The following is a 26215-nucleotide window of genomic DNA, read 5'->3' as shown; positions in this document are numbered from 1 at the left end:
CGATCGAGAGCGTCGAAGCCTTTCTCTACGCCGCTGCCACCGTCATCCTGCTGCGACGGCTGGCCCGTTGATCTATCGATTCGAAATGGCCTCTTATATTCTTCGCGATGGGGTATTCCCGATATGCCGGGAACATATACTGAGAACAGCTTTTTTGGATCAACAATAACCTGTCCGAAATTTGTGTATACTCCTGTCCGCTCAACCCCGACGTTACCGTAATTGCGGCCTTTGTAAATTTCTATGCGATAGCTCGCGACCGCATCGTCAACTGTTTTTCCAATAAATTCTACTCGACCTCGAGAGCCGTCTTTACCATTTTCATACGGGGCAGAATGTCCCAGCGAGGTGAATTCGGATGTTGGGGAATAGCGCACCTCCGATTCAGGGACAACGGTTTCTCCCCTCTCGGCCGAGAGTTTTGCGCACGAAACAGCCATATGTATCGCTTGTAGAATGCTACTCTTTCCTGCGTTGTTTCCGCCAACAAGATAATTTACAGAGTTAAGGGATATTACAGCGCTGCTGATTTTCTTAAAATTGTCGATTTTTACTTGTTCTATTTTCATTATAATTTCCAAGGGCGCGCAGTGGGAATTGCGCTCATCATTGCCCCTACGTTTTAAATCGTCAAGTATTTGGCCGATCTTGGAGCGCTTTGTCGGAAATGGCTAGTATCGATGTTTGAGCAGGCAGACTGACGGTAGCGCCCGCATCTGTGTAGCTCCGCCGAGAGAATGGCAGCTTGTTGGGTATCGATAGTCGGTATCTACGGAGGCGTCCCCACCCCCACCCCCTCCGCCAGCAACCGCAGCGCCGCTTCGGCGAAGGCCCGCATATTGGCCACCCGGTCGGCCGTGCCGGTCTCGATCGTGATCGTCTTCGAAACGGGGCCCGCGATCGCGATGCAGCTATGGCCCGGCGCGTCCCCGTAACGATTGCCGGTGGGGCCGGTGGCGCCGCTCTCGCCCAGGCCCCAGACGGCGCCGAGGCGCGTGCGCACCGTCTCGGCGAGCAGCAGCGCATAGGCCTCGGTCGCCGGGCGCTCGACCGGCGCGGGCAGCGGCGTCGGCAGGCCGAGCAGCCCCTGCCGCGCCTCGCCGGTATAGATGACACCGCCACCCTTGAAATAAGCGCTGGCGCCGCCTTGGGCGAGAAGGGCAGCGGCAATCAACCCGCCGGCCGAGGATTCGGCAATGCCAATGGTCTCGCCCCGCTCTTTCAGCAGGCGGCCCACCGTCTCGGCCAAGGGCAGAAGCTGGTCCATGCGCGTCTCCTTCCGCGCCAGCAGAGCCGGGGCGGCGGGGCCGGTCAAGCCTCAGACGTAGAGGGCCGCCATGGCGCGCCAGGCGCTGCCGCGATGGGCGCGCCCCTCCCAGACATGCAGCTGGTGGCCTACCTGCTTCTGCCCCAGTACCTGGCTGAGCGCGCGGTTGTTGTCGAGGAAAGGGTCCTCCCGCCCGATGGTCAGCACGATGTCCATGGCGCGCAGCCGGTCCAGCCGCCAGGCGCAATCGAGATTGGGCAGGAAATGCGTCGGGGTGTGGAAATAGACGTCCTGATCGTAATGCCCGTCCAGCAGATCGCCGAAATGCTCGACGGAAAGGGTGAGATCGTAGCGGCCGGAAAAGGCCGCGAGCTTGCGGAAGAGATGCGGGTGGCGGAAGGCGAGGGAGGCCGCCTGATAGGCGCCCAGGCTGCAGCCCATGGCGATGGTGCAGTCATGCCCGTTCATCCAGGCCATGAGCGGCAGAACTTCGTGCAGCACATAGTCTTCGAGCGCCGCCTGGCGGCGCAGCCGCTCGACCGGCGGGCGCGCGCGGTCATAGAAACTCTCCTGCGCCAGTCCTTCGATGCAGAAAAGCTGGAGATGGCCGGCCGTCACCTTCTCGGCGAGCGCGCCCACCACGCGCAGCTGCTCATATTCCCAGAAGCGGCCCTCGCGCGTGGGGAACATCAGCACCTTGGCGCCGCCATGGCCGAAGATCAGCAGCTCCATCTCCCGCTGCAGCCGTGGACTGTACCACCGCCGGTAGTCTCGCCTCATGCCGCCTCGAAAAACTGCCTGACCTTGCACCGGAGCCGCGCATGCTGCGCCGCCATGTCCGGATAGTCGAAATGCCCGGCATCTAGCACGAAGGTTTCGTGATGATCATGACCGGCGCAGGCATTGGCGATGGTGAACTGGCAGGGCGGCGCGACGGCAGGGTCAAAGCGCGCCGGGGCGATCAGGCTCGGCACGGTCAGGTGCGTCGCGGCGGTCGCGGCATCGTAGAAGCGCAGGGTCTCGATCACCTCCGGATGCGCTGCCGCATAGCGCTGCACGGCAGCGGCGCTGCCCACCGTCGGCAGCGTCAGCCAGAGCGGCATGGCGCCGAAGGTCGGCACTTCGAGATGCACCCGGTCGATCCGCGCATCCCAGGGCGCGGCGAGCGCGCCGATGCCGCCGCCGAGACTGATGCCGGCATAGCCGATGCCGGTGAGGCCGGGGAACAGTCCGCTCAGCACGGAAACGCCGGTCCAGAGATCGGCCGCGCAGCCGGCCAGGATGTAGCGGTCCCGCTTGTCGATGTCGTGCAGCACATGCCATTGCGGATCGGTCGAGATCGGCGGCTGCGCGCTGCGGGAGAGGCCACGGAAGCAGGGGAAGAGCAGCGCCGTTTCCCGCACGGGCATGTCGAAATCCGGCGCCTCCCGCCCGCCATAGCCGTGGCCGATGACGAGGCCGCGCCGCACGCGCCCTTGGCGGGGGCGCAGCAGCCAGCCGCCGATCGGAAAATCTCTGGCCGAGCGATAGGTGATTTCCTGCACGATCCAATCCGGATGGGCGAGCGGGCTGTCGCGCAGCGCGGGCCTGGGATCGAGCGCGTGGGCGGCGGCATACTGCGCCTGCCAGAAGGCCTCGAAACCTGGTGGCGCGGGCGGCGGCGCAAGCGCCTGCAGGGCGGCGAGCGTCATGCCGCAGCTGGGGTCGAAGGCGTAAGGGTGCGCGGTCGGGATGCTCATGACGTCCGCTTGTGGCGCAGGACGCCGCCCCGCGCCACCGCGGCTTTCAGGCCGCGGCGCCGCCGAGATAGGCCGCCTGCACCCGCGCATCGCGGGCGAGATCGGCGGCAGGCCCCGCGAGCAGGATGGTGCCGCTTTCCAGGACGAAGGCGCGGTCCGAAATCTTGAGCGTCTGCCGGGCATTCTGCTCCACCAGCAGGATGCCCATGCCCTGGGCCCGCAACTGACGGAGGATGGCGAAGATGGCGCGCACCACGAGGGGGGCGAGGCCCATCGAAGGCTCGTCCAACACCAGCAGCTTGGGCTGCAGGATCAGCGCGCGGGCGATCGCCACCATCTGCTGCTCCCCGCCCGACAGCGTGCCGGCGAGTTGCAGCCGGCGTTCGCGCAGGCGCGGGAAAAGCGCGTACTGCGCCTCCATGCGGCGCTTCAGCTCGGCGTGCTGGCCGCGGATGAGATAGCCGCCGAGCTTGAGGTTCTCCTCCACGGTGAGCGGCGCGAAGAGCCGCCGCCGCTCGGGCACATGGGCGAGGCCGAGGGATGCGATCCGGTGGGCGGGCAGGCCGGAGATGACCTGTCCCCCGAAGGTCACGGTGCCGCCGCGGACGGGTTCCAGCCCGGAGAGGGCGCGCAGCGTCGTCGTCTTGCCGGCGCCGTTGCTGCCGAGCAGGGCGACGATCTCGCCCGGGCCCACGGTGAGGCCGATGCCGTGCAGCACCTCCACCTTGCCGTAGCCGACACGCAGGCGTTCGACAGTGAGCAGGCTCATGCGGGCGCTCCGAGCGTTGCCATCGCGTCTTCCTCTTCCTCCTCGTCCCGCCCGAGATAGGCTTCGATAACGCGTGGATGGGCGCGCACCGCCTCGGGTGCGCCATCAGCGATGACCTGTCCCCGATCCATGACGATCACGCGGTCGGACACGCCCATGACCAGCAGCATGTCGTGCTCGATGAGCAGCACGGTGGTGCCGAGGTCGCGGATGGCGCGGATGAGACCCATGAGGGATTGCTTCTCGGTCGGGTTCATGCCGGCGGCGGGCTCGTCCAGCAGCAGGAGCTGCGGCTGGCTGGCGAGCGCGCGGGCGATCTCCAGCCGCCGCTGGTCGCCATAGGCGAGGTCCCCCGCGCGGGTGCCGGCCTGGCCGCTGAGGCCCACGAATTCCAGCCAGCGCAGCCCGGCGGCGTAGTGCTCGGCCGTCTCATGCCGGGCGCGGGGCAGACCGAGCACTTCGGCCGCGACCGGCAGGCGGAAGCGGTGGTCCATGCCGACGAGGACGTTCTCGAAGACCGTCATGTTGTCGAAGAGGCGGATGCCCTGGAAGGTGCGGGCCAAGCCGCGGGCGACCACGGCATGGGGCGGCAGTTTCTCCAGCGGTGCGTCATTCCACAGGATGGTGCCGGAGGAGGGCGGAATGACGCCGGTCAGGCAGTTGAAGACCGTCGTCTTGCCGGCGCCGTTGGGCCCGATGATGCTGAGGATCTCGCCGCGGCGGACGCGGAAGCTGACATCGCTCACCGCCTTGAGGCCGCCGAAGACGCGGCTGATGCCCTGCGCCTCCAGCAGCGTCTCCGCCTCGCCCGCCACGCGTTCGGCGATGAGCTCGGCAGGCGCTGCATGCGGTGTCGCATGGGCGCGGTCGGCGGAGGGGGCGGCGATATGGCGCAGCCGCGCCGGCCACAGCCCCTGTGGGCGCAGCAGCATGAGCAGGATGAGGGCGATGGCGAAGACGAATTCGCGCCACAGGTGGATGAAGCGCAGTGCCTCCGGCAGGCCGGCCACGATGATGGCGCCGAGCAGCACGCCGGGGATGGAGCCGCGGCCGCCGAGCACGACGACGATGAGGATGGAGACCGACTGGGCGTAGGTGAAGGAACTCGGGTCGATGGCGCCGAAGCGGGCGGCGAAGAGACAACCGCCGAGGCCACCGACCAGCGCGCCCATGACATAGGCCAGCATCTTGACGCGCAGCGTGGGCACGCCGACGGCCTCAGCCGCCGTCTCGTCTTCGCGCAGGCTGGTCCAGGCCCGTCCGAGGCGTGAGCGGCCAAGCCGCAGGACGAAGACCAGGACGATGGCGAGGAAAACGAGGCCCAGGGCATAGACCGCTTTCGGCGCCGTCAGATCATGGCCCAGCACGTCGGCCGGGTTGATGCCGTAAAGCCCGTCCGGCCCGCCGGTGAAGTTGAGGTTGGTGACGGTGATGCGAACAATTTCGCCAAAGCCGAGGGTGACGATGGCGAGATAGTCGCTGCGCAGCCGCAGCGTCGGGTAGCCGATGATGATGCCCGCGACGGCGGCGATGGCGAGTGCCGGAGGAATCGTCTCCCAGAAGGTGAGGCCGAGATCGGTCTCGAGCAGGGCGGTGGTATAGGCGCCGATCGCGAAGAAGGCGGCGAAGCCGAGATCGAGCAAGCCCGCATAGCCTACGACGATGTTCAGCCCGAGCGCGAGGATCGCATAGGTGACGATGGTGATGGCGACGCTGACGATGTAGTTCGTGCAGAGGAAAGGCAGGATGGCGGCGAGCAGGAGTGCCGCGATCCCCGCCGTGCGAAGCGGGCTCAGGGCCTGGGCTTTCATCTCACATGCGCTCCACAACACGCTCGCCGAAGATGCCCGTGGGTTTGACGACGAGGGTGCCGATCAGCACGAGAAAGACGATGACGTCCGTCCAGCGCGAGGAGACGTAGCCCGCGCTGAAGGATTCGAGCAGGCCGATGATCAGTCCCCCCACCATGGCGCCGGGGATATTGCCGATACCGCCCAGCACGGCGGCAGTGAAGGCGCGCAAGCCCACGAGGAAGCCCATGAAGAAGCTGATCTGCGTGTAGTAGAGCCCTTCCATCACCCCCGCGGCGGCGGCGAGCGCGGAGCCGAGGAAGAAGGTGATCTGGATCACCCGTTCGACGTTGATGCCCATGAGGCGCGCGGCATCCCGGTCCACCGCCAGCGCCCGCATCGCGGTACCGATGAAGGTGTGGTGTACGAAGAGATAGAGGGCGCCCATCAACAGGAAGCTCAGGATGATGATGCCGACCTGGATGTTGCTGATCTGCGCGCCGGCGATCGAAAAGCCCGCCATGCTGATCAGATGCGGATAGGTCTTGAAGCCGGCGCCGAAGAGAAGAAGCACGCCGTTTTCCAGCGCGAGGGAGACGCCGAGGGCTGTGATGAGGATGGAGAGCGGCGGCGCCGCGAGCAGCGGCTGGTAGGCGAAACGCTCGACCACGACGCCGAGCCCACCGGTGATGAGCATGGAGAGCAGGGCGGCGAGGAAGAGGCCGATGCCCCAGGGCAGGTGGCTGGCCGCGAGCACGCTCAGCAGCGTCCAGCCGACGAAGGCGCCGACCATGAAGATGTCGCCATGGGCGAAGTTGATGAGGCGCACGATGCCGTAGACTATCGTGTAGCCGAGGGCGATCAGCGCATAGAAGGAGCCGGTCGTGAGCCCGGCGATCACGAGTTGCAGAAATTCGCTCATGACGGCGGGCGCCCCGACCGGCGACCCAATCTCATTGCTGCACGGGGACCCACTGGCCGGCGGCATTCAGCTTCATGCCCGGCGTGAAGGCACCGTTCTTGACGACGACCGTGATGTAGACGGCAACCGTGCGATCCCCCTGCTTGTCGAAGGTGATCTTGCCGGTGATGCCCGGATAATCCTTGATCTGGTGCAGGGCCGCGGTGATGTCTGCCGGCTTGTCGGACTTGGCATCGGCAATGGCCTTCGCGACCACCCCCACCGCGTCATACTCGTAGACCGAATAGGGGCCCGGCGCCTGGCCGTATTTCTTCGTATAAGCGTCAACGAAGTCCTTTGCGCCGGAGAGGAATTGCGGCAGCGGCGCGGTGGTCGCGATCCAGCCTTCCGCGCCCGGCCCGGCGGTCTTGATCAGCGTCGGATCATTGGTGGAATCACCGCCCATCATCTGAAGCTTGAGATGCAGCGCCGCCGCTTCCTTGGCCAGCAGCCCGGCTTCCGAGAAGTAGCCGGTGTAGTAGATCACGTCGGGCTTCAGCGCGGCGACATGGGTGAGGACGGCGGAATAATCCATCTGGCCGGGCGTAATCGCGTCGTAATAGACGACGTCGACGCCGTCTTTCTTCAGCGCCTGCACCGTGTTTTCGGCAAGGCCCTTGGAATAGGTGGTGTTGTCGTCGATCACCGCTGCCTTTTTCGCGTGCAGATAGTCGGCGATGAAAGCAGCCGCGAAGGGGCCTTGCTCGTCGTCGCGCCCGATGGTGCGGAAGACGGTGTCGAAGCCCATCGAGGTCAGCTTGGGATTTGTCGCGGCATCCAGCACGTAGGGAATGCCAGCGCGGTGAAGTGTCACGAGTTCGGGCAAGGCGGCACCCGAGCAGTATGAGCCGGCGACCACGGGCACGCCGCTATCGACCAGCTTCTGTGCGGCCTGCACGCCCATCTGGGCATCGCAGCCGTCATCTTCGCCGACGATCTGGAGCTGTTTGCCGAGCACGCCGCCGGCGGCGTTGATCTGTGCCGCGGCCATCTCGGCGCCGTGAAGGATATCCGTGCCTGCCGCGGCATAGGGGCCAGAGAGAGGAACGGTGACGCCGATCTTGATGGTATCGGCGGCGAAAGCGCTGGCAGCACCGACAGTCATCATCAGGGGAAGCCCGGCGTAGAGGATCGGCTTGATCATGCAAATCTCCAGAGGCGGTTCATGGTTGGGGCAGGGCGAGGACACTCTTCGCGAAGAGCAATGCAAGGCGTGGGCCATGATGCTCGAGCATGGCAGTCCATCTTCAACTGCGCGGATGGCACCATGAATGCGCCGGCTGCGTCAATGCGAGCGATGAGCAGATGGCGTGATGGAACAAGGACTTCGTCGCAGACGTACGAATGCGGCTTACGACCAGGCCGCGCCGAGACGGCGGACGAGTGTTAAAAAACGTTTCGAGTTCGCCACGCGATCCTCGATGCGATGTCGTCCTGGCCTTAGGACTTTTCGGCGAGCAGGCGCTTGATGCGGTCGAGTACGGTCTGCGGCTGGTAGGGCTTTGACTCCACCGGGCCGTCCTCGCAGAGGTCGGTCGCAGTCTTGGCCGCCTTCGCATTGCCGGAGGTGAGCAGCACCTTCACCTGCGGCTGGTTCTGCCGGACCCATCGCGCAAGGGCGAAGCCATCCAACTCGCCCGGCATCTGCACGTCACTGAAAACGATGTGCACCGTCTCTGAAGATTGCAGCACCGTCAGCGCTTCCGCCACGTTGCCAGCCTCGATGACCCTGTAGCCACAGTCCCGCAGATAATCTGCAATGACCATGCGCACGAGGACCTCATCCTCGACGACGAGGATGGTCTGCGGCTGTTCCCGAGGCGCTAGTTCGGCTGCTGGCATCATGCTCACGCTGAGGGCATCGAGAATCCTATGTGGGAGGGTTGGAGGGAGTCGCAAGGCGCCGATGCCGCGCTACCAAGGACCCGACGTCTTTTGATCGAGATTTAAGATTGAATACACCTGAAAGTCCGCATGGATGGATGGGTCGACCGGGCTTACTCTCCGCGGCGTGCGAGCGATTCGAATGGAGGTCGCCATGTCTGATGGCACTCTGTCTGCGCCGAGCCTGCCCGACTGGGCCATCCGACAGGCGGGGCTGCGCGAGGTCATCCGCCAGTTCACGCCGAACTGGTTCACCGCCACCATGGGCACGGGCATCCTCGCGCTCTGCCTCAACCAGTGGCCGCTGCCCTTTGCGGGACAGCATGCCGTGGCCACCGGACTCTGGCTGTTTAATATCGGCCTCTTCACCGTCTTCACGCTGTTCTATGCCGCGCGCTGGGCGCTGTTTCCGGACGGCGCGCGCCGCATTTTCGACCATTCCGTGATGTCGATGTTCTTCGGCGCTATTCCCATGGGGCTGGCCACGATCATCAACGGCTTCCTCGCCTTCGGCATTCCGCTGTTCGGGCGGGGTCTCGCGGTCGGCGTCGCGGTGCCGTTGTGGTGGGCGGACGTGGCGATGTCCCTCCTCTGCGGCCTCGCCATTCCGTTCCTGATGTTCACGCGGCACGACCATGCGATGGAACGGATGACGGCGGTCTGGCTGCTGCCCATCGTCGCGGCGGAAGTGGCGGCCGCGAGTGGCGCGCAACTCATCCCCTTCCTCGGCAATGGTCAGCAAGCGCTGACCGTGATGATGCTGAGTTACGCGCTCTGGGCCTATTCCGTCCCGTTGGCGCTGAGCCTGCTGGTCATCCTCTTCCTGCGTCTCGTCCTCCACAAATTGCCGCACCGGGACATGGCGGCCTCGGGCTGTCTGGCGCTCGGGCCCATCGGCACCGGCGCACTGGGCCTGCTGCTGCTGGGCGCCGATGCACCGCATCTCGCCGGGGCGGTTGGCCTGCCGGCGCTCGGCATGGTCGCCCAAGGGCTCGGGCTGATCGGCGGCGTCGCGCTTTGGGGCTACGGTCTCTGGTGGTTCGGCCTCGCGGTGCTGACGACGGTGCGCTATCTGCGGGTCGAGGGCATGCCTTTCAACCTGGGCTGGTGGGGCTTCACCTTCCCGCTTGGCGTCTATACCGCGGCCACCCTCGCGCTCGCGCATCAGACCGGCCTCGCCTTATTTACCGTGATCGGTGCCGGCTTCGTCCTGCTTCTCGCGGGCCTGTGGCTGACGGTCGCAACGCGCACGGTGATGGGGGTTCTGCGGGGCAGCCTCTTCGTCTCCCCCTGCCTGGTGCGCGGCGCGATCCCTCGGGATATCGAGGCCGATACGGTCTAACGCTCCAGAAGTTGCCGAAGCCCCGCAAGCAGCAGGCGGGGCGGCGGCGGACAGCCCGGCAAAGCAAGATCCACCGGCAAGACCGTCGCGACCCCGCCAAGGCAGGCGGGGCTTTCTGCGAAAATGCCCCCGCAGGTCGCGCAATCACCGCAGGCGACTACCCATTTCGGCGCCGGCATCGCGTCATAGGTCGCGCGCAAGGCGGCCGCCATGTTGCGCGTCACTGGCCCGGTCACCAGCAGTATGTCGGCATGGCGGGGCGATGCGACGATCTTCAGCCCGCAACGTTCGAGATCATAAAAGGGATTGCTCAGCGCATTCAGTTCGAGTTCGCAGCCATTGCAGGATCCGGCATCAACGACGCGGATGGCGAGGCTGCGGCCGAGGCGCCGGGAGGTCGCGCCTTGCAAGCCCGCCGCCAGCGCCCGCAACTCCCCATCCGGCGCAGGCAGAGGTTCGGTGAAGGGCCGGTGGATCAGACTGTCGAAAAGGGTCTTGCGCATGCCGGCGCTCTCAGAGGTCCACGCCGGAATAGGCGCAGTTGAAGGATTTGTTGCAGAGCGGGAAGTCCGCGATGATGTTGCCCTCGATCGCGGCTTCCAGCAGAGGCCAGTGGAACCAGGAGGGATCGCGCAGATGGCAGGCATCGAGCCGGCCCTCCGCGTCCAGCCGCACCCAGGCGAAGACGTCGCCGCGGAAGCCTTCGATCAAAGCCGTGCCCTCGGTCGCGTCAGACTGCGGAAGGGGCGTTATGATGGTGCCCGATGGCATCTGCCGCAGCATCTGCTCGAGCAGCCGCAGAGACTGTTCGACCTCCTCCACACGCACCCAGATCCGCGCATGAACGTCGCCCTGGCTCATCACCGGCACGGTGAACTCGAGCTGGTCATATGGCGCATAGGGGCGGTCTCGGCGGGCGTCGAAGCTGCGGCCGGATGCGCGGCCCACGACGCCGCCAGCGCCGAAGCGGGCCGCCAGCGCCGATGACAGCACGCCGGTGCCGAGCGTGCGGTCTTGCACCGATGCGGTTTTCTCGTAGAGCGCCACCAAGGGGCGGAAGCGCCGCCGCGTTTCCTGCACCAGAGCCGTCAGGCGCGCGACGCCCGCTTCGTCGAGGTCGGCGGTCACGCCGCCGGGGCGAATGCGGTCCATCATCAGCCGGTGGCCGAAGCAGAAGTCCGCCGCGCGCAGCACCTGTTCCCGCAGCACCGAGCAATGGGCGAGCATGATGGCGAAAGCGGCATCATTGCAGATACTGCCGACATCGCCGAGGTGGTTGGCGAGCCGCTCCAACTCCGCCATCACGGCGCGCAGCCAGAGGGCGCGGGGCGGCACGACGATGTCGAGTGCTGCCTCCACGGCGGCCGCGAAGCCCCAGGCATAGGCGACGGTGGAATCACCCGAGCGTCGGCCGGCCAGTTGCGCGCCGCGGTCAAGACTTGCCCCGTGCCAGAGACGGTCGACACCCTTATGGGCATAGCCGAGCCGGATTTCGAGCCGTGCGATCGTCTCTCCGTCGCAGGTGAAGCGAAAATGCCCGGGCTCGATGATGCCGGCATGCACGGGCCCGACCGGTACGACATGGAGATGCGCGCCCTCCACCGGCAAGAAAGCGTAGGTGCCTTCGTGTCGCAGCCAGGGACGCGGATCAGGCAGGCCCTCCGCTTCCAGAGACCAGAGATCGGCCGTAGCTCTTTCGAGCAGCATCGCTGGAGCATGCAGGCGACCGAGCGAGGGATATCGGCCATTCGGGCAGGCGAGGGCGTGGAGGTGGAGATGCTGGGCCTCATCCAGCAGGGCCACGTGCACCTGGCCCGGTTCACCCCACACGGACAGCAGGGTCGATTGCCCGGCCGCGAGGGCGGCGCCCGCGGCCTGCCACGCTTCCCGGCTCATCCGAGAAGGCCCGCGACGGCGCGGAACCAGACTGCGATGGCGCCCGGCAGGAAGAGCCCCATGACGAGGGCCAGCGTGAGATGGGCCAGGGCCGGAGCGGTGCTGGCGCGCGGCTGCGTGCCGCTGCCACTCGGCGTCCCGAAAGCCAGACCGCCGAGTTGGCGCAGGAGTGCGCCCAAGGCGAGCAGCAGACCCAGGGCCGCGAGCGCCCCCAACGCCGGCGCGCGGGCGAAGCTCGAACTCAGCAACAGGAATTCGCTCATGAAAAGGCCGAAAGGCGGCAGGCCGGCGATCGCCACCACACCCGCCACCAGCATCCAGCCGAGCAGCGGCGTGCTTGCGGTGAGGCCCCGGATCTCCTCGATCTTCTGCGTGCCGCGCGCCTGCACGATCTGCCCGACCGAGAAGAAAATCGCGGATTTGACGAGGCTGTGCAGAACCATCTGTAGCAGGCCGGCGAGATTGCCGAGCGGCCCACCGAGACCGAAGGCGAAGGTGATCAAGCCCATTTGCTCGATGGAGGAATAGGCGAAAAGCCGTTTGATGTCCCCCCGGCGGTACAGCATGAGCGCCGCGAAGAGGACGGAGGCAAGACCGAAGAGGATCATCAGCGGCCCGGGCTGTATGGCCGCGGCATTCGCGGCCATGATCATCTTGAAGCGCAGCAGGGCATAGAGCGCGACATTGAGCAGCAGGCCGGAGAGCACGGCGGAGACCGGCGTCGGCCCCTCGGCATGGGCATCCGGCAGCCAGGCATGCATGGGCACGAGGCCGGTCTTGGTGCCGTAGCCGAGAAGCAGGAAGACGAAAGCGACGTTGAGCAGGGCGGGGTCGAGAGCGGCGGCATGGGCCTGTAGATTACTCCAGGCCATGGCGCCGATCCCTTCGCCCAGGGCCTGCACGGCCGCCAGATAGACGAGGATGGTGCCGAAGAGCGCGAGGCCGATGCCGACGCTGCCGAGGATAAAGTATTTCCAGGCCGCTTCCAGCGCCGCATGGGTGCGGTAGATGCCGACCATCATGACCGTCGCGAGCGTTGCTAGCTCCACCGCGACCCAGATCAGCCCGATATTGTTGGCCGACAGCGCGAGGGTCATGGCGAAGAGCATGAGCTGGAACATCGCGTGATAGAGCCGCAGCGCGGAGGCGGTGAGCCGGCCCGTCTCCACCTCATGCCGGATGTAGCCCGCGCTGAACACGCTGCTGGTGAAGCCTACGAAAGCGTTGAGGATAAGAAAGATCGTGTTGAGCCGGTCGATGAGGAAGAGATTGGAGACCATGCTCGCACCGTTCAGCAGCGCCAGTGCGCAAGCAAGGCCGAGCGCGCTGGCTGCGATGTTGAGCCGCGCGGCGAGGTGATGGCCCGGTAGGGCGGCGAGCAGAGGGGCGGCCAATAGCGGTGTCAGTAGCAGCCCAGCGAGGGAAAGGGAGATCACGGATGCTCCCCGCGGTAATGGTCGATCGTCTGCACGTCCACGGTGTCGAAACGCTCGCGAATGCGGAAGAGGTAGATGCCAATGACGATGAAGGCGATGAGGATGGAAAAGGCGATGCTGATCTCGACGATGAGCGGCATGCCATGCGCGCCCGTGCCCGCCAGCACCAGCCCGTTCTCGAGCGACATGAAGCCGATGACCTGGCTGACGGCGTTCCGCCGCGTCACCATCATCAGCAGGCCGAGCAGGACGACGGAGAGGGCAAGCGCGACATCCTCGCGCACCAGGGCGGTGGAGCCTGCCGTGACCTTGAGCATGAGATCGAGCGAGAGGGCGACGAGACCGATGCCGATGAGCATGGCGATGCCGGTGCCGACCGTGCCTTCGATCTCGCGGTGGATGCCGAGACGCCAGATCATACGTCGGAGCGCGATCGGGATGAGGATGCATTTGAGGCCGATCGCGAGCACCGCCGTGACGTAGAGTTCTGGCGTCTGCTGGATATGCGCTTGCCACCCAACCGACAGGCCGAGGAGGAGCGAGTGCAGGGACAGCGTGTTGACCAGCGGCAGCAGCCGGTCCTGATAGAGCATGGCGAAGCTCGCGAGCACCAGGGAGCCTGCTAGCAGATGCGCGAGATCGAGGGGAAGGCTCGCCGTCATAGCCCCTCCGTGACGAAAAGCAGCAGCGTGCCGAGCAGGCCGAGCATCAGCGCAATGCCGAGAAGGTTGGGTACCCGGAACAGGCGCATCTTGGCCGTCGCCATCTCGAAGATGGCGAGCAACACGCAGGCGCAGGCGAGTTTGCCGCCATAGGCGAGCAGCGCGAGCAGCAGGGCGATGGGCGAACTCTCCTCCGTCAGGATACCGAAGGGCGCGAAGATACAGGCGATGAGGGAGAGGTAGAGCACCATGCGCAGGCTGGCGGCCAGCTCCATCATCGCGAGGTGGCGGCCGGAGTAATCCAGCAGCATCGCCTCATGCACCATGGTGAGTTCGAGATGCGTCGCCGGATTGTCGATCGGGATGCGGGTGTTCTCGGCGAGGGCCACGATGACGAGGCCGAGCAGGGCCATGGCAATGGAGAGACGCAGCCCTGCGGCGGTCGCCATGGTGTGGGCCATGGTCGACAGCTGCGTCGAGCCGGCGACGAGAGACAGGGTGAAGACGACCATGATCATGGCAGGTTCAGCGAGCGAGGCGATCATCACCTCGCGGCTCGCGCCGATGCCGCCGAAGGCCGTGCCGGCGTCGAGGGCAGCCGCCGCTTGCAGGAAGCGCGCGAGGCCGAGGAGCGCGACGATCGCGATCACATCGCCGGACCAGCTGAACATCAGGCGAATCTGGAAGGTGGGCACCAGCGCTGCGGCAACCCAGGTGGCGGCGAAGACGGCGTAGGGCGCGGCGCGGGTGAGCCAGGAGGTTGTCTCCCCCACCACCGCTTCCTTGGCGAGCAGGCGGCGCAGATCGCGATAGGGCTGCAGGATCGCCGGTCCGCGGCGGCGCTGCAGCCGCGCCTTCACGCGGCGGATGAGACCGGTTACGGCCGGCGCGATGATGACGACGAGCGCCACCTGCCCCAGTTGCAGCAGCAGCTTGCTGCCTTCGTTACCGAGCATGGCGAGCACGCTCATCCGCGCACCGCGAGCGCGGCCAGCAGCAGCACCAGCGTTGCGAAGACGAAGCTCAGATAGCTGCGGATGGTCAGGAACTGCAGGCGGTTGAGCTGGCGTGCGACAAAGCGCACCGCGCGGCCGATGGGCGCGTAGCAGACAGCCCATATGGGATCGCGATGGGTGTTGCGCAGACCGGCCGCAGCCGGATCTCCCGGTGGCGGCCAACGAACCTCTGTCGAGGCGGCGAAGGGCAGGGTGGCGAAGACCCGGCGCAGCGGCTGAGCGAGACTCGTCGCCGAATACTGGGTCTGGGCGCCGCCCGCCGGTGCGCCGCAGCCCCAGGCGGGCGCACGCCGCAGCGCGCGGCTGCCGAAGCGATGCACCGCCCAGGCGGTGAGCAACGCTGAGGCCGCCAGGAAGAGCGCGAGGACGAGGCCGTTATAGGAACTGCGGCTGGCTGAAATCGGCGTAATGGAGAAAAGGATCCCGGTGCTTTGCGGCGGCATCCGCCCGCCCGTCAGCAGCATCGTCACGGGGCGCAGCGCATCGATCACGGGCCCGGGAAAGAGGCCGGTGGCGAGACACAGCGCAGCGCCGCCCAGCATGGGGCCGGTGCACCAGGGAGAGACCTCGTGGGCCTGGGCGGCGGCTTCGCTGCGCGGCCGGCCGAGAAAGGGAATGCCGAAGGCACGCAGGAAGCAGGCGGCGGCGAGCGCGGCGGCCAGAGCCAGCAGCACGCCGATCGCTGGTACCAGCAGTCTCAATCCCATGCGGTCGAGATGCGGGCTGATGAGAATGCTCTGAAACACCAGCCATTCGGAGACGAAGCCGCCGAAGGGAGGCAGGGCGGCGATGGCAAGGCTCGCGCCAAGAAAGGCGAGGCCGGTACGCGGCAGCCGTTGCAGGAGGCCGCCGAGGCGCTCGATGTCGCGCAGGCCGGTGGCGAGGCCCAGATTGCCCGCGCCGAAGAACAGCGTCGTCTTGCACAGCATGTGGCTGAAGGCGTGGAGTAGCCCGGCGGTGACGGCAAGCGCGGCTGCACCCGGCTGCTCGTTCGCCGCGAAGGCGAGGGCGAGGCCGAGTGCTACGAAGACGATGCCGATGTTCTCGATGGTGCTGTAGGCAAGGATTCGCTTCAGATCGGTCTCGAGCAGCGCATAGAGCATGCCCATCACGGCGGTGATGCCGCCGAGCAGCAGGGCGGGCACGCCCCACCACCAGGCGGGTGGCCCGACTAGCGTGAAGGCGATGCGGAGAAAGGCGTAGATGGCGACCTTGGTCATCACGCCGCTCATCAGCGCCGAAACGTGGCTCGGCGCTGCGGGATGAGCGAGCGGCAGCCAGGCGTGCAGGGGCACGAGCCCCGCTTTCGAGCCCGTGCCGATCAGAGCCAGCAGCAGAACGGCGGCGGCGATGGCGGGCGCGGGCGGATGCGCCGCTATCGCCGCGAAGCTGGAGCCGCCGGCCACTGCCATGAGCAGGCCGAAGCCGAGGAGCAGCGCGAGCGTGCCGCCGCTCGCCATGACGAGGTACAGAAAGCCTGCCGGCGCCGTCTCGCGCGCGCGATGATCGGACATCACGAGCGCCCAGGAGGTGAGGGACATTCCTTCCCAGGCAAAAAGAAAGCTGTAGGCGTCGCCCGCCAGGACGACGAGATTCATCGCCGCGAGAAAGGCCGGAAAGAAAGGTAGAACCCGTTCCGGCGTCTCGCTATGGCGCCCGTAGCCGATGCCGTAGAGGCTGGCGGCGACACCGCCGAGGTTGATGAGGCACAAAAACGCGGCGGCGAGCGCATCGAGGCGGAACTCGCCACCGAGGCCCGGCGGCCCGAGCGGTACGCCAAGGCTGGATGCGGGCGTCGCAAGGGCGGCGAGGCCGATCACGACCTGCACTCCCGAAGCCAGCGCCGCGCCGCCATAGACAAGAGGTCCCCCCAGCCACCGTGGCACAACGGGGGCGGTCACGCCCAGGATCAGAAGCAGCAGGGAGAAGGCCAGCGCTGCGACGATCATCTGCGTCTCCTCGCGCCGCGTCGTGCCGTCGCCTCAGGCCTGCGCCTTGAGGCGCACCCCGCGGCCGCCGAGGGTGCTCGCCGCGCCCTCTCCGATCAATTCGATCCCGGCGTCGTCGAGGCCGCCGATCAGTTTCATCAGCGATTCGACATTGCCGCGGATGACACCTTCACTCGCCTCCATCCGCTGGATCGTGGGCAGAGACAGGCCGGTTCGTTCGGCCAGTTCCCGCTGATCCAAGCCGAGCAGGGCGCGTGCCGCCCGCATCTGTGCCGCCGTGATCATCCGCCCATCCAAGCTACCAGGGATGAATTATAAGAACTGATGTATGAAGCATCAGTTATCACAGACCGTATGTTAAAATGCCCGCATCTGCCATGCATAGATGGCAGGGTTCAGCGTCAGTCGAGGCCGGCGGCCATGCTGTCCAGCCAGGACCGGTCGAGTAACACCACCTCGGTATGCGAGGGGATGGCGATGCGCTTCTCCGCTTTGAAGCGACTCATCGTGCGGCTTACCGTCTCGATGGTGAGGCCGAGGTAATCGGCGATCTCGCCGCGGGTCATCGGCAGGGCGATGCTCTCCTTGCCGCCGGTGCAGGGAAGCTGCGCCGCGGCGCGGGCGACGAGGAAGCTCGCGACGCGCTCCCGTGCCGTCTTGCGGCCAAGCAGAAGCATCTGCTCCTGTGCCGCGACCAGCTCATTGCACGCGGTCTCCAGAAGACGCTGCTCGAGCGCCGGAAAATCCTCGATCAGCGCACGCATCTTGGGGCGCGAAAAGCTGCAGAGCTGCGTGGCTTCGATCGCTTCGGCACTGAACGCATAGGTCTGCGAAACCGCGAGGCCGAGAAAATGACCGGCGCTCGCGAAGCCCGTCACCTGCTGCCGGCCATCGGGCAGAAGCTTGTAGAGCTTCACGGTGCCGCTGGTGATGTTGAAGAAGTCGGACGCAGTCTCGCCTTCTTCGATGAAGATCTCGCCCTTCGGGATGTCGCGCACGATGGCAGCCGAGGCGAGCCGCGCGAGATCCTTGTCTTCGATCGCATTGCAGACGCTGTAGCCGCGTGCGGTGCATGCGGCGCAGGGGCCCAGTTCGGGGTGGAGAGCCATCCGGATGGATCGCGGTCGCAGCATGAAACACCTTCGAAACAGCGCTGGGCGAGAACAACTCTACCGCTGGGTGGCAGCGCAGGTAAGCGGTCCAGCTCCGCCGCCGTGGAGGGGGACCCATCGCGATATTTCGCGGCTCGTTGATCCAGGTCAAATCCAGCCATTTCTCACGCGCTAGGCTAGAGCGATGGACAAGCGCAGACAACTGGAGATGGTGGTGCAGCCGATGCAAATCGGCGACGTACGACCTGTGTTTCCGCTTATCCAGGCGCGGGATCCTAGCCTTCTCTGGTCGCGGTGGCAAAGCTATGCCAAGCGCGTTGCGCGGTCGAAGCCAGGGGCACGTGAGGGCGTTCTCGTCGCCCGGCGGGGTAGCCGCGCCTTGCCGTGCGGTGCCGCCTGCTATCGTCTCGATCAGGATCTCCGCTTCGGGCATGTTCTGACGGTCGAGCATCTCGTCGCGATCGACTTGTTTCATCCGCAGGCCGTGCGCGCCGCCTTGGCCGTGGCGCTCGAAGGCGTCGCGCACGGCTTGGGATGCGACGTCATCCGCGCGATCCTGCCCGAGCAGGACGTCGAGGCGGCGGAAGAACTTCGCCTCTCCGGCCATCGGCCGGACGGGCGGACCCTCACGAAGCAGTTCGAGCCGTAGCGCCGTCTCGGCAGAAGGCCCCTCAGCAGCCGAGATCAAAACGAAACACCCACGCGACGGCGTGGGTGTTTGCCTTTGTGCCGGGATGCCTCGGCGTTCAGGGGAACTTCTTGCGCACCAGACGCCACGCGACGAGATAGAGGAGAAGGTAGAGCAGAGGGATGACGAGGATGAATCCCGCCAGCGTATCCTGCATCATGAGGGTGATCTCCTTTGCTCAGAAGCGGGTGCCGCGGCTGCCGCCGCGGTCCGCTTCCTGGGTTTCGAAGAGGACTGCACCGGCCGCGGCGATCAGCACGATCATCACCGTGCCCACCAGCCAGGCGAAGTACCAGGGCGCATAGTCTCCGGCGACGACCGCGAAGAGGAGAGCCAAAGCCAGAACCGCCCCGAGGCCGATGATTTGAAGAAGCCGAACCATGTCATTCATCCTTCAACCGTGTGGGACGTGTCTCAATAGGAATGGTCGTCATGGACGACGTCTTGGACCCGGACCTTGCCGCTCATCACCCGATAGCACCAGGCGGTGTAGCAGAGGATTGCAGGCACGAAGATGACGGCGAAGACGACCATCCAGCCCAGGGTGTAGGCACTGCTGGAAGCGTTCCACACGCTCAGGCTCTGCGCTGGCTCGGTGGTGGATGGCATGAGGAAGGGGAACATGGCGACGCCCGCCGTGCCGATGGTGCCGATCCAGGCAGCGGCGCCGAGCCACCAGCCGAGGATCGGCTTGTGGGCGCGCAGCGCGATGGCGGCGAAGAGCATGCCGAGCACGCCGAGGAGCGGCAGGACCCAGAGAATGGGAAGGGCCGCGAAGTTGTGCATCCAAGCGCCCGCCGCCGTGGTGACGGCTGGTCCGCCGAGCGGGGTGGAGGGCATGGCCGGGTTCACCGTGCCGGCATAGGTGAAGCCGTGGATGAACTGAATCCAGACGCCGCCGAGGATGAAGAGGATGGCGGCGACGAAGCCTGCGACGGAAGCGAAGGCACGCGCCCGGCCATAGATCGGCTCTTCCGCTCGGATCATCAGCATGGCGCCGCCTTGCTGGATGGAAAGGGCGAGGGAGAGAAGGCCGCAGAGGATGGCGAAGGGGTTGAGCAGATACCACAGGAAGCTCTCATCCTGATGATACTGGCCCGTCCAGTCGTAGTGGAAGCCGACACCCTGCAGCACGTTGCCAAAGGCTGCGCCGTAGATGATCATCGGCAGAGCGCCGGAGATCAGGAAGGCCCAGTCCCAATTTGTGCGCCACGAACCGCCCGCCTTGGAGCGGTATTCGAAGGCGACGGGCCGCATGATCATGCTGAAGAGCAGCAGGATCATGACGACGTAGAAGATCGAGAAGGACGTGGCGTAGAGCGTGGGAAAGGCGGCGAAGATCGCACCGCCGCCCAGGATGAACCACACTTGGTTGCCGTCCCAATGCGGGCCGATGATGTTGAGCGCGGTGCGCCGCTCACCATCGGTCTTGCCGACGAAGCGCAGAAGCGTGCCCACCCCCATGTCCATGCCCACCATGATGCCGAGGCCCATGAGAAGCACGCCGAGCAAGCCCGCCCAGACCAGTTTCAGGATCGCATAGAGTTCCATGACGTATGTTCCTAACCTCTGCTGTGCCGCTTACTGCCAGGACTTGTCGGCGTAGCCGACGCGGGCGAAGCCGGGTGCGCCGGCCACATCCGCTGCGGGCGGCACGGCCGGATGCGGCGCGGGGCCGAGGCGGGCGAATTTGAACATCAGATAGAGTTCGGCGGCGATGAAGGTGCTGTAGAGCAGCGCGAAGCCCAGCAGCGAGAAGATCATGTAGCCGACGCTATGGGTGGAGGCGGATTGGAAGGTCGGTAGCCAGCCATAGACCGTCCAGGGCTGACGACCATTCTCGGCGACGATCCAGCCATATTCGCAGGCGATGATGGGCAGCGGGATGGACCACATCGTCGCCCGCAGCAGCCAGGGATGGTGTTCGATTTCGTTGCGCAGGCTAAAGTAGGCGGCGAAGGCGAAGACGACGACGAAGGCGAAGCCGAAGAGCACCATCAGGCGGAAGGACCAGAATTCCACGAAGACATTCGGGATGGTGTCGCGCGCCGCACGGTCCAGCACGGCCGGCGTGTTTTCCGCCGTCAGCTTGGACAGGTCCTGGTCCGGTGCATAGCGCTGGGCGAGGAAGCCATAGCCCATGTCCTGCTCGTACTGCTTGAAGGCTGCGAGGGCTGCGGGATCGTGATCGATCGAATACTGGTGCAGCGCCATCACCGCCTTGATGCCGTTGGCCGTGTTCACCTTGGCCTTCTGCTCGAGCTCGATGATGCCCGGAATGGCGGTGTTAAAGGAATGCGCGACCAGGGGCCCGAGGACGTAAGGCAGGTTGATTTCGGCGTAGTTCTTCTGCGCCACGTCATCGGGAATGGCGAAGGCGGTCCAGGGTGCGGCAGGCGGCGTCGTCGTGTGCCAGATGCCTTCCATCGCCGCGAGCTTGGTGGGCTGGACGAGATAGTCGAGCCGCCCGAGCGCGTCGCCGAGGGTGACGACCGCGAGCGAGGAGATGACGCCGAAGAGAGCCGCCATGCGGAAGGAGCGGGCGGCAAATTCGCGATGCTGCTTGCGCAACAGGTAGTAGGCGCTGATGCCCATGACGAAGAGCGCGCCCGTCACGAAGCCGGCGATGGTGGTATGCACGAACTTCGCCTGCGCATCTTCGCTGAAGATGAGCGCTGCGATGTTGTTGAACTCCATGCGCATCGTGTCGGGGTTGAAGCTCGCGCCGACCGGGTCCTGCATGAAGCCGTTCGCGATCAAGATCCACAGCGCCGACAGGTTGGAGCCGAGCGCCACCAGATAGGTGACGGCGAGATGGGCCCCCTTGCTCAACCGGTTCCAGCCGAAAAACATCAACCCGACGAAGGTCGATTCCATGAAGAAGGCCATCAATCCTTCGACGGCAAGTGGTGCGCCGAAGACGTCTCCCACGAAATGCGAATACATCGACCAGTTGGTGCCGAATTCGAATTCCATGGTGAGGCCGGTGGCAACGCCGATGGCGAAGTTGATGCCGAAGAGTTTGCCCCAGAACTGGGTCATGTCCTTATAGATCTGCTTGCCGGTGATGACGTACACCGTCTCCATCGCGGCGAGCAGGAAGGTCAGGCCCAGCGTCAGGGGAACGAAGATGAAATGATACAGGGCGGTTAAGGCGAACTGGAGTCGCGATAAGTCTACGACGCTGGGGTCCATCTCAGGCTCCGGATTCTGTGCGCAGTCTGGCCACGGTTGATGAGGAACGCCGACTGTGCTGTCCGGTTAATCGGGTTACGGCGATTTCACCTTGATCTGTATCAATGAGAAATTCGCCTGACCCATCAGTCTTCTATCATGATGGAAGATGGTTCTCAGACGGCTTTGACGAAGCGGCGCCGGCGGGCATGGCTCGCCGAGTTGGGCCGTACCGGCGGCGGGCGCGGCCGTGCCGCGGGCTTGGTGCTCGCGCTCGACAGCCTGGCGGCCATCGGCTTCGCCGCCGGTCTCGCCTATGGGCTGACGGCATTGCCGCAGGGCTTGCGCGCGGCGCTACCCTGGCTCGCCCTGGGGGCGGGGGGCGCCCTTCTGCGCGGTCTGGTCGGGCTGCTCTCGGCCAGGCTCGGAGCCGCCGCCGCGCGCGCCGCCAAGGGGCAGCTGCGGGACCGGCTGGTGCGGGCGAGCCTCGACCTGCCGCTCGACCAGCGGCCCGAGACCGGAGCGCTGATGACGGTGGCGGTCGATCAGGTCGAAACGCTGGATGGCTATGTCGCGCGCTTCCTGCCCGCCCGTGCCGCCGTCGCGGGCATTCTGGCCGTGCTTGTCGCCACCGGCCTCGCGAGCCCGGTGGGCGCCGCCATCCTCGGCGCGACCTTGCTGCCCTTCGTCTTTCTCATGATCCTTGCCGGGGGCGCCGCGGCCGATCAAGCCGCGGCCCAGTTTCAGGCGATGGTCCGCCTCGGCGCCCTCTTCGCGGACCGCATCCGCGGGCTGCCGCTGATCCTTGCCTTCCAGGCCGAGCGGCGGGAGACTAATCAACTCGCGCAGGCCGCGGACGATTTGCGCCGCCGCACCATGGCGGTCTTGCGGGTCGCCTTCATCAGCACGGCGGGGCTCGAGTTCTTCGCGGCTCTCGCCGTGGCCGTCATTGCGCTCTACGCCGGCTTCAATCTGCTCGGCGTGATGCCCGGCCTCATCACGCCCTTCGGCATCGGCCATCTCGACTTGGCCGGCGCCTTCTTCATCCTGGCGCTCGCCCCTGAATTCTATGCGCCGATGCGCAGGCTCGCTGCCGCCTATCACGATCGGCAGGCGGCCGAGACCGCGGCGGAGGGACTGATGGCGCTGGAGGCGCGGCTGCCTGCGGCACCCCGCGCTGCCCCACGGCTGCTGACGGCCGCACCCGCTATCAGCTTCGAGGCGGTGACGCTGCGCTATCCGGGGGAAGACCAAGCCGCACTCTCCGCCTTCTCGCTCAGCGTCGCCCCCGGCGAGGTGGTGGCGGTGGTTGGCCCTTCGGGTGCGGGCAAGACGAGCCTGCTCAATCTGCTGCTCGGCGCCGTCGCGCCGACGGCAGGGCGGATCACCGTCGATGGGCAGGATCTGAACGACACGGGCGGCCTTGCCGGTGCCGTCGGCTGGATGGGCCAATCGCCCCTGGTGACGGCGGGCACCATCGCCGAGAACATCGCCCTCGTGCGCCGCGCCGCCCGTGCCGAAGAGATCGAGGCCGCAGCCGAGGCCGCCGGTCTTCTGCCGATGCTCGCGGGCCGGCCGCTCGGCATGCAAACGCCGCTCGATGAGCGTGGCGGCGGCCTATCCGGCGGCGAGCGCCAGCGTCTCGGCCTCGCCCGACTTTTCCTCCGGCCATCGCCCGTTCTGCTGCTGGACGAGCCGACGGCGCATCTCGATGCCGAGGCCGAGGGCGCATTGGCCGCCGCCATCGGCCGCGCCGTGCGGGGCCGCACCACGCTGATCGTGACGCATTCCGCCCGGCTCGCCGCCATCGCCGACCGCACCATCCGGCTGGAGGCCGCATGACCCCGCATCTTGCTCGCTTCCTCGCACAGGAGCGCCGCCGCGAGCGGGGACGCCTCGTCCTCGCCTGTCTCGCGGCCGGCACCGTCACCGCCGCGTCGACCCTGCTGCTCGGCATTTCCGGTTGGTTTCTGACGGCCGCCGGCCTCGCGGGACTGGCGGGGCCGTTGGTCGCCAACGGCTTCAACTATTTCACGCCGGCCGCGCTCATTCGCCTTTTCGCCATTCTGCGCACCGGCGGCCGCTATGCCGAGCGGGTGCTGGAGCATGAGGCCGCGCTGCGCGCCCTGGCCCGCATCCGGCCTGCGCTCTTCGCGGCGATCCTGGCCGCCCCCGCCGAACGCGCCTTGGGCTACAGCGTGGGGGATGCCGCAAGCCGCATGGTGCAGGATGTGGATGCGCTGGAAGCGCGCTTCGTCCGCCTGCCGGTGCCCTGGGGCATGGCGGCGGCCTTCCTCGCCGGCACGGCGATGGTGCTGCCAGCCGGCCTGCTGCCGGCGCTCGTGACCGCCGGCATCCTAGGGACGACGTTCGGCATCGGCTCCTGGCTGGCTCGTCTTGCGCGGGCCGATGGACAGGCGGTGCAGCGCGCCAATGCCGCGCTGAAGGAGCGCTATGCCGGCCTCGTCTCGGCCTCCGCCGAACTCCGCGCCTATGGGCTCGAGACCTGGGCTGCGGCGGAGATCGCAACGGAGGGCGAGAGGCTGCTCGCCGCGCAGGCGCGGGTCACCGCCTGGGGTGGCTGGTTCGCGCTGCTCCAAGGCTCGGCGGCGGGCCTCGCCGGGATGGCCGCGCTTGCGCTCGCGCCGCCGCATCATCTGCCCCTCGCAGCGATGGCGGCGCTTGGTGCGACGATGACGGTGGACGGCGCCGGTGCCTTCCTGCGCGGGCTGGAAGCGAAAGGCGGCTGGCAGGAGGCCGCCGACCGGCTGGAGACCGTGCTCACGCCACCGCCACCCGCTTTGGCGCCAGGCATGGCCATCGGCCCCGACCCGGAGATCGACCTCGGCATCGGTGCCGCGCCGCTGGCGTCGGGCAGTATCGTCGGCCTCACCGGTGCCTCGGGCATCGGCAAGACGACGCTGCTCGAGCGGCTCGTCGGGCTACGCTCGGCAGTCGGAGCCCGCATCACGCTGGATGGCCGGCCGCTCGACCGCCTGGAGACCGCTGCATACCGACGGGTTTTCGCCTATGCACCCCAGGATGCGCCACTGCTGGCCGGCACCGTGCGGGCCAATCTCATGCTGGCCTGCCCGGACCGGGCGGAGGTCGGGGATGATCTGCTGTGGTGTGCGCTGGAGGATGCGGCCCTTGCCGCCCGCATGCGCGCCTTGCCCGACGGCTTGGACACCTGGCTGGGCGAAAACGGCGCCCGGCTCTCGGGCGGAGAGCGCCGCCGCCTCGGCCTCGCCCGCGCCTATCTTCGGCCGGCGCCATGGCTTCTGCTGGACGAGCCGACCGCCGGGTTGGATCTGGCCACCGAGGCGATCGTGTGCGGCCGGCTGGCGGCGCGCCTGGCGCGTACTGGTCAGGGCGCCCTCGTCGTTTCGCATCGCCCGGCGCCGCTGCGGCTTTGCAGCTCTGTTCTGCGCCTGGGCGATCCCGCGCCGCATGCCATGATGTCTTCAACCGGACAGCGCGCTGACCTACATACGATCAAGCTTGCTTGAACCGGGATGGTCTGATGGCGAAGACGGATCTCTACGCGACTCTCGGCGTCAGTCGCAGCGCGAGCGCCGAGGAGATTCGCAAGGCTTATCGCGCCTTGGCGAAGCAGCATCATCCTGATCTCAATCCGGGCAACCAGGTGGCCGAGGATCGCTTCAAGGCGATCGCCGCCGCCTACGACATTCTGGGCGACGCGGAGAAGCGCGGCCGATACGACCGCGGCGAGATCGACGAGACGGGGGCCGAGGCGGCCCCCGAACATCCCTCCTATCGCAGCTACGCCGAAGGCGCCCAGGGACGGCGCTACCGGCAGCAGGCGGGGCCGGAGATGAGCGAGGCAGATCTGAGCGATCTTTTCGCCGATCTCTTCGGCCAAGGCGCGCAACCGGGCGGCCGGACGAATGGCCCGCGCCGCGGGCGTGATGCGCACTACACCCTCACCATCGACTTTCTCGATGCGGTGACGGGAACGACGAAGCGCCTGGCGCTGCCGGAAGGACGGGGGCTCGATGCGCGCATTCCCCCCGGGATCGAAGAAGGCCAGGTGATGCGGCTGAAGGGCCAGGGCGGGCCGGGGCGCGAAGGTGGCCCCGCCGGCGACGCCTTGATCGAAATCCACATCACTCCGCATCGCGAGTTCCGCCGCGACGGACGGGACATTCATGTCGAGGTGCCGATCAGCTATTCGGAAGCGGTGCTCGGCGCCAAGATTCCGGTGCCGACGCCGACCGGCCCCGTCACGATGACGATCCCGAAAGGCTCCGACACGGGCACGAAGCTGCGCCTGCGCGGCCGTGGCGTGGCGGCACATGGTGGCCAGCCGGCGGGTGACGAATTCGTCACCCTCAAGCTGGTGCTCGGGACGGTCGACGACGCGCTGGAGACCTTTCTGCGGAATTGGCCCGGCCGCGAGCGGGACGACCCACGGAAGGAGCACAACTGACCGCGCCGGAAAGGCCGCCGGCGCATCATCCACTCGGCCAGTCCGTCCCCCAAACAGACAGGTCGCACTCTTGCCGGCTC

General features: G+C 66.6%; 25 protein-coding genes. 5 read left to right on the top strand and 20 right to left on the bottom strand.

Annotated elements, in window-relative coordinates; genetic code table 11:
- The 9 genes from ACYQ6W_RS20350 to ACYQ6W_RS20310 form a co-directional block, all read right to left on the bottom strand.
- Positions 1-569, bottom strand: a 569-nt coding sequence (locus ACYQ6W_RS20350; protein WP_459677875.1) for an AAA family ATPase, incomplete at its 3' end; no start/stop codon positions are given.
- A 200-nt stretch (positions 570-769) separates the two neighbouring features.
- Positions 770-1267: a CinA family protein gene (locus ACYQ6W_RS20345; RefSeq protein WP_459677873.1), complete on the bottom strand. Its 498-nt coding sequence runs from the start codon at positions 1265-1267 to the stop codon at positions 770-772.
- Positions 1268-1318: 51 nt separating this feature from the next.
- Complete coding sequence (locus ACYQ6W_RS20340) at positions 1319-2047, bottom strand: esterase family protein (protein ID WP_459677872.1); 729 nt, start codon at positions 2045-2047, stop codon at positions 1319-1321.
- Complete coding sequence (locus ACYQ6W_RS20335; protein ID WP_459677870.1) at positions 2044-3006, bottom strand: acetylxylan esterase; 963 nt, start codon at positions 3004-3006, stop codon at positions 2044-2046. The genes ACYQ6W_RS20340 and ACYQ6W_RS20335 overlap by 4 nt, the downstream gene beginning before the upstream one ends.
- A 46-nt stretch (positions 3007-3052) precedes the next feature.
- Positions 3053-3775: an ABC transporter ATP-binding protein gene (locus tag ACYQ6W_RS20330; RefSeq protein ID WP_459677869.1), complete on the bottom strand. Its 723-nt coding sequence runs from the start codon at positions 3773-3775 to the stop codon at positions 3053-3055.
- Entirely contained in the window at positions 3772-5586 is a 1815-nt protein-coding gene (locus ACYQ6W_RS20325) for a branched-chain amino acid ABC transporter ATP-binding protein/permease (RefSeq protein ID WP_459677868.1), read from the bottom strand. The genes ACYQ6W_RS20330 and ACYQ6W_RS20325 overlap by 4 nt, the downstream gene beginning before the upstream one ends.
- Before the next feature lies 1 nt (position 5587).
- Positions 5588-6487 (bottom strand): branched-chain amino acid ABC transporter permease, encoded by a 900-nt coding sequence (locus ACYQ6W_RS20320; protein ID WP_459677867.1) that lies wholly within the window; start codon positions 6485-6487, stop codon positions 5588-5590.
- 31 nt (positions 6488-6518) lie between these two features.
- Positions 6519-7670, bottom strand: coding sequence for a branched-chain amino acid ABC transporter substrate-binding protein (locus ACYQ6W_RS20315; RefSeq protein WP_459677866.1), 1152 nt, complete (start codon positions 7668-7670; stop codon positions 6519-6521).
- A 296-nt stretch (positions 7671-7966) separates the two neighbouring features.
- A complete protein-coding gene (locus ACYQ6W_RS20310; protein ID WP_459677884.1) occupies positions 7967-8371 on the bottom strand; it encodes a response regulator in 405 nt (134 codons plus the stop codon).
- A 193-nt stretch (positions 8372-8564) separates the two neighbouring features.
- Between ACYQ6W_RS20310 and ACYQ6W_RS20305 the strand changes: the two genes are divergently transcribed.
- A complete protein-coding gene (locus ACYQ6W_RS20305; protein ID WP_459677865.1) occupies positions 8565-9752 on the top strand; it encodes a TDT family transporter in 1188 nt (395 codons plus the stop codon).
- On the opposite strand, the gene ACYQ6W_RS20300 is transcribed toward ACYQ6W_RS20305, so the two are convergent.
- The 8 genes from ACYQ6W_RS20300 to ACYQ6W_RS20265 all read right to left on the bottom strand — a co-directional run bounded on the left by ACYQ6W_RS20300 (position 9749) and on the right by ACYQ6W_RS20265 (position 17820).
- The gene (locus ACYQ6W_RS20300) at positions 9749-10255 is read right to left on the bottom strand and encodes an NADH-quinone oxidoreductase subunit B family protein (protein ID WP_459677863.1); all 507 of its coding nucleotides are present in this window, start codon (positions 10253-10255) and stop codon (positions 9749-9751) included. The genes ACYQ6W_RS20305 and ACYQ6W_RS20300 overlap by 4 nt on opposite strands.
- 10 nt (positions 10256-10265) lie before the next feature.
- On the bottom strand, positions 10266-11648 hold the full coding sequence (locus tag ACYQ6W_RS20295; protein WP_459677861.1) for a hydrogenase large subunit: 1383 nt from the start codon (positions 11646-11648) through the stop codon (positions 10266-10268).
- Positions 11645-13084 carry a hydrogenase 4 subunit F gene (locus ACYQ6W_RS20290; protein ID WP_459677860.1) on the bottom strand — a complete coding sequence of 480 codons (1440 nt, stop codon included), beginning with the start codon at positions 13082-13084 and terminating at the stop codon, positions 11645-11647. The genes ACYQ6W_RS20295 and ACYQ6W_RS20290 overlap by 4 nt, the downstream gene beginning before the upstream one ends.
- The gene (locus ACYQ6W_RS20285) at positions 13081-13746 is read right to left on the bottom strand and encodes a hydrogenase-4 component E (RefSeq protein ID WP_459677859.1); all 666 of its coding nucleotides are present in this window, start codon (positions 13744-13746) and stop codon (positions 13081-13083) included. Before ACYQ6W_RS20285 ends, ACYQ6W_RS20290 begins: the two co-directional genes overlap by 4 nt.
- Positions 13743-14717, bottom strand: a complete 975-nt coding sequence (locus ACYQ6W_RS20280) for a respiratory chain complex I subunit 1 family protein (RefSeq protein ID WP_459677857.1) — start codon at positions 14715-14717, stop codon at positions 13743-13745. Before ACYQ6W_RS20280 ends, ACYQ6W_RS20285 begins: the two co-directional genes overlap by 4 nt.
- The gene (hyfB, locus tag ACYQ6W_RS20275) at positions 14714-16711 is read right to left on the bottom strand and encodes a hydrogenase 4 subunit B (protein WP_459677856.1); all 1998 of its coding nucleotides are present in this window, start codon (positions 16709-16711) and stop codon (positions 14714-14716) included. Before hyfB ends, ACYQ6W_RS20280 begins: the two co-directional genes overlap by 4 nt.
- Before the next feature lie 33 nt (positions 16712-16744).
- On the bottom strand, positions 16745-16996 hold the full coding sequence (locus tag ACYQ6W_RS20270; RefSeq protein WP_459677855.1) for a helix-turn-helix domain-containing protein: 252 nt from the start codon (positions 16994-16996) through the stop codon (positions 16745-16747).
- Positions 16997-17112: 116 nt separating this feature from the next.
- Complete coding sequence (locus ACYQ6W_RS20265; protein WP_459677853.1) at positions 17113-17820, bottom strand: Crp/Fnr family transcriptional regulator; 708 nt, start codon at positions 17818-17820, stop codon at positions 17113-17115.
- A 187-nt stretch (positions 17821-18007) separates the two neighbouring features.
- Between ACYQ6W_RS20265 and ACYQ6W_RS20260 the strand changes: the two genes are divergently transcribed.
- Positions 18008-18472 carry a hypothetical protein gene (locus ACYQ6W_RS20260; RefSeq protein WP_459677852.1) on the top strand — a complete coding sequence of 155 codons (465 nt, stop codon included), beginning with the start codon at positions 18008-18010 and terminating at the stop codon, positions 18470-18472.
- Positions 18473-18689: 217 nt separating this feature from the next.
- Here the strand turns inward: ACYQ6W_RS20260 and ACYQ6W_RS20255 are convergent, their stop codons facing one another.
- The 3 genes from ACYQ6W_RS20255 to ACYQ6W_RS20245 are packed head-to-tail and all read right to left on the bottom strand — an operon-like array spanning position 18690 to position 21706.
- Positions 18690-18893, bottom strand: a complete 204-nt coding sequence (locus tag ACYQ6W_RS20255; RefSeq protein ID WP_459677851.1) for a hypothetical protein — start codon at positions 18891-18893, stop codon at positions 18690-18692.
- Positions 18894-18925: 32 nt separating this feature from the next.
- Positions 18926-20062 (bottom strand): cytochrome d ubiquinol oxidase subunit II, encoded by a 1137-nt coding sequence (cydB, locus tag ACYQ6W_RS20250; RefSeq protein ID WP_459677850.1) that lies wholly within the window; start codon positions 20060-20062, stop codon positions 18926-18928.
- Between the two features lie 30 nt (positions 20063-20092).
- A complete protein-coding gene (locus ACYQ6W_RS20245; RefSeq protein WP_459677849.1) occupies positions 20093-21706 on the bottom strand; it encodes a cytochrome ubiquinol oxidase subunit I in 1614 nt (537 codons plus the stop codon).
- Positions 21707-21844: 138 nt separating this feature from the next.
- Between ACYQ6W_RS20245 and cydD the strand changes: the two genes are divergently transcribed.
- Genes cydD through ACYQ6W_RS20230 form a run of 3 tightly spaced genes read left to right on the top strand, consistent with a single transcriptional unit; the run spans position 21845 to position 26135 of the window.
- Entirely contained in the window at positions 21845-23527 is a 1683-nt protein-coding gene (gene cydD / locus ACYQ6W_RS20240) for a thiol reductant ABC exporter subunit CydD (RefSeq protein WP_459677848.1), read from the top strand.
- A complete protein-coding gene (locus tag ACYQ6W_RS20235) occupies positions 23524-25194 on the top strand; it encodes an amino acid ABC transporter ATP-binding/permease protein (RefSeq protein WP_459677846.1) in 1671 nt (556 codons plus the stop codon). Before cydD ends, ACYQ6W_RS20235 begins: the two co-directional genes overlap by 4 nt.
- Positions 25195-25208: 14 nt before the next feature.
- On the top strand, positions 25209-26135 hold the full coding sequence (locus ACYQ6W_RS20230) for a DnaJ C-terminal domain-containing protein (protein WP_459677844.1): 927 nt from the start codon (positions 25209-25211) through the stop codon (positions 26133-26135).
- The last annotated feature ends 80 nt before the right edge of the window (positions 26136-26215 follow it).

The organism is Acidisoma sp. 7E03, assembly GCF_054665075.1.
The sequence above is the reverse complement of the archived record's forward strand: the minus strand, read 5'-3'. Positions and strand labels throughout refer to the sequence as shown.

What these genes read in the sequence shown, in the direction of transcription:
- ACYQ6W_RS20345 (WP_459677873.1), bottom strand. Translation starts at nt 1,267, where the DNA reads ATGGACCAGCTTCTGCCCTTGGCCGAGACGGTGGGCCGCCTGCTGAAA.
- ACYQ6W_RS20340 (WP_459677872.1), bottom strand. Translation starts at nt 2,047, where the DNA reads ATGAGGCGAGACTACCGGCGGTGGTACAGTCCACGGCTGCAGCGGGAG.
- ACYQ6W_RS20335 (WP_459677870.1), bottom strand. Translation starts at nt 3,006, where the DNA reads ATGAGCATCCCGACCGCGCACCCTTACGCCTTCGACCCCAGCTGCGGC.
- ACYQ6W_RS20330 (WP_459677869.1), bottom strand. Translation starts at nt 3,775, where the DNA reads ATGAGCCTGCTCACTGTCGAACGCCTGCGTGTCGGCTACGGCAAGGTG.
- ACYQ6W_RS20325 (WP_459677868.1), bottom strand. Translation starts at nt 5,586, where the DNA reads ATGAAAGCCCAGGCCCTGAGCCCGCTTCGCACGGCGGGGATCGCGGCA.
- ACYQ6W_RS20320 (WP_459677867.1), bottom strand. Translation starts at nt 6,487, where the DNA reads ATGAGCGAATTTCTGCAACTCGTGATCGCCGGGCTCACGACCGGCTCC.
- ACYQ6W_RS20315 (WP_459677866.1), bottom strand. Translation starts at nt 7,670, where the DNA reads ATGATCAAGCCGATCCTCTACGCCGGGCTTCCCCTGATGATGACTGTC.
- ACYQ6W_RS20310 (WP_459677884.1), bottom strand. Translation starts at nt 8,371, where the DNA reads ATGATGCCAGCAGCCGAACTAGCGCCTCGGGAACAGCCGCAGACCATC.
- ACYQ6W_RS20305 (WP_459677865.1), top strand. Translation starts at nt 8,565, where the DNA reads ATGTCTGATGGCACTCTGTCTGCGCCGAGCCTGCCCGACTGGGCCATC.
- ACYQ6W_RS20300 (WP_459677863.1), bottom strand. Translation starts at nt 10,255, where the DNA reads ATGCGCAAGACCCTTTTCGACAGTCTGATCCACCGGCCCTTCACCGAA.
- ACYQ6W_RS20295 (WP_459677861.1), bottom strand. Translation starts at nt 11,648, where the DNA reads ATGAGCCGGGAAGCGTGGCAGGCCGCGGGCGCCGCCCTCGCGGCCGGG.
- ACYQ6W_RS20285 (WP_459677859.1), bottom strand. Translation starts at nt 13,746, where the DNA reads ATGACGGCGAGCCTTCCCCTCGATCTCGCGCATCTGCTAGCAGGCTCC.
- ACYQ6W_RS20280 (WP_459677857.1), bottom strand. Translation starts at nt 14,717, where the DNA reads ATGAGCGTGCTCGCCATGCTCGGTAACGAAGGCAGCAAGCTGCTGCTG.
- hyfB (WP_459677856.1), bottom strand. Translation starts at nt 16,711, where the DNA reads ATGATCGTCGCAGCGCTGGCCTTCTCCCTGCTGCTTCTGATCCTGGGC.
- ACYQ6W_RS20270 (WP_459677855.1), bottom strand. Translation starts at nt 16,996, where the DNA reads ATGATCACGGCGGCACAGATGCGGGCGGCACGCGCCCTGCTCGGCTTG.
- ACYQ6W_RS20265 (WP_459677853.1), bottom strand. Translation starts at nt 17,820, where the DNA reads ATGGCTCTCCACCCCGAACTGGGCCCCTGCGCCGCATGCACCGCACGC.
- ACYQ6W_RS20260 (WP_459677852.1), top strand. Translation starts at nt 18,008, where the DNA reads ATGGACAAGCGCAGACAACTGGAGATGGTGGTGCAGCCGATGCAAATC.
- ACYQ6W_RS20255 (WP_459677851.1), bottom strand. Translation starts at nt 18,893, where the DNA reads ATGGTTCGGCTTCTTCAAATCATCGGCCTCGGGGCGGTTCTGGCTTTG.
- cydB (WP_459677850.1), bottom strand. Translation starts at nt 20,062, where the DNA reads ATGGAACTCTATGCGATCCTGAAACTGGTCTGGGCGGGCTTGCTCGGC.
- ACYQ6W_RS20245 (WP_459677849.1), bottom strand. Translation starts at nt 21,706, where the DNA reads ATGGACCCCAGCGTCGTAGACTTATCGCGACTCCAGTTCGCCTTAACC.
- cydD (WP_459677848.1), top strand. Translation starts at nt 21,845, where the DNA reads ATGATGGAAGATGGTTCTCAGACGGCTTTGACGAAGCGGCGCCGGCGG.
- ACYQ6W_RS20235 (WP_459677846.1), top strand. Translation starts at nt 23,524, where the DNA reads ATGACCCCGCATCTTGCTCGCTTCCTCGCACAGGAGCGCCGCCGCGAG.
- ACYQ6W_RS20230 (WP_459677844.1), top strand. Translation starts at nt 25,209, where the DNA reads ATGGCGAAGACGGATCTCTACGCGACTCTCGGCGTCAGTCGCAGCGCG.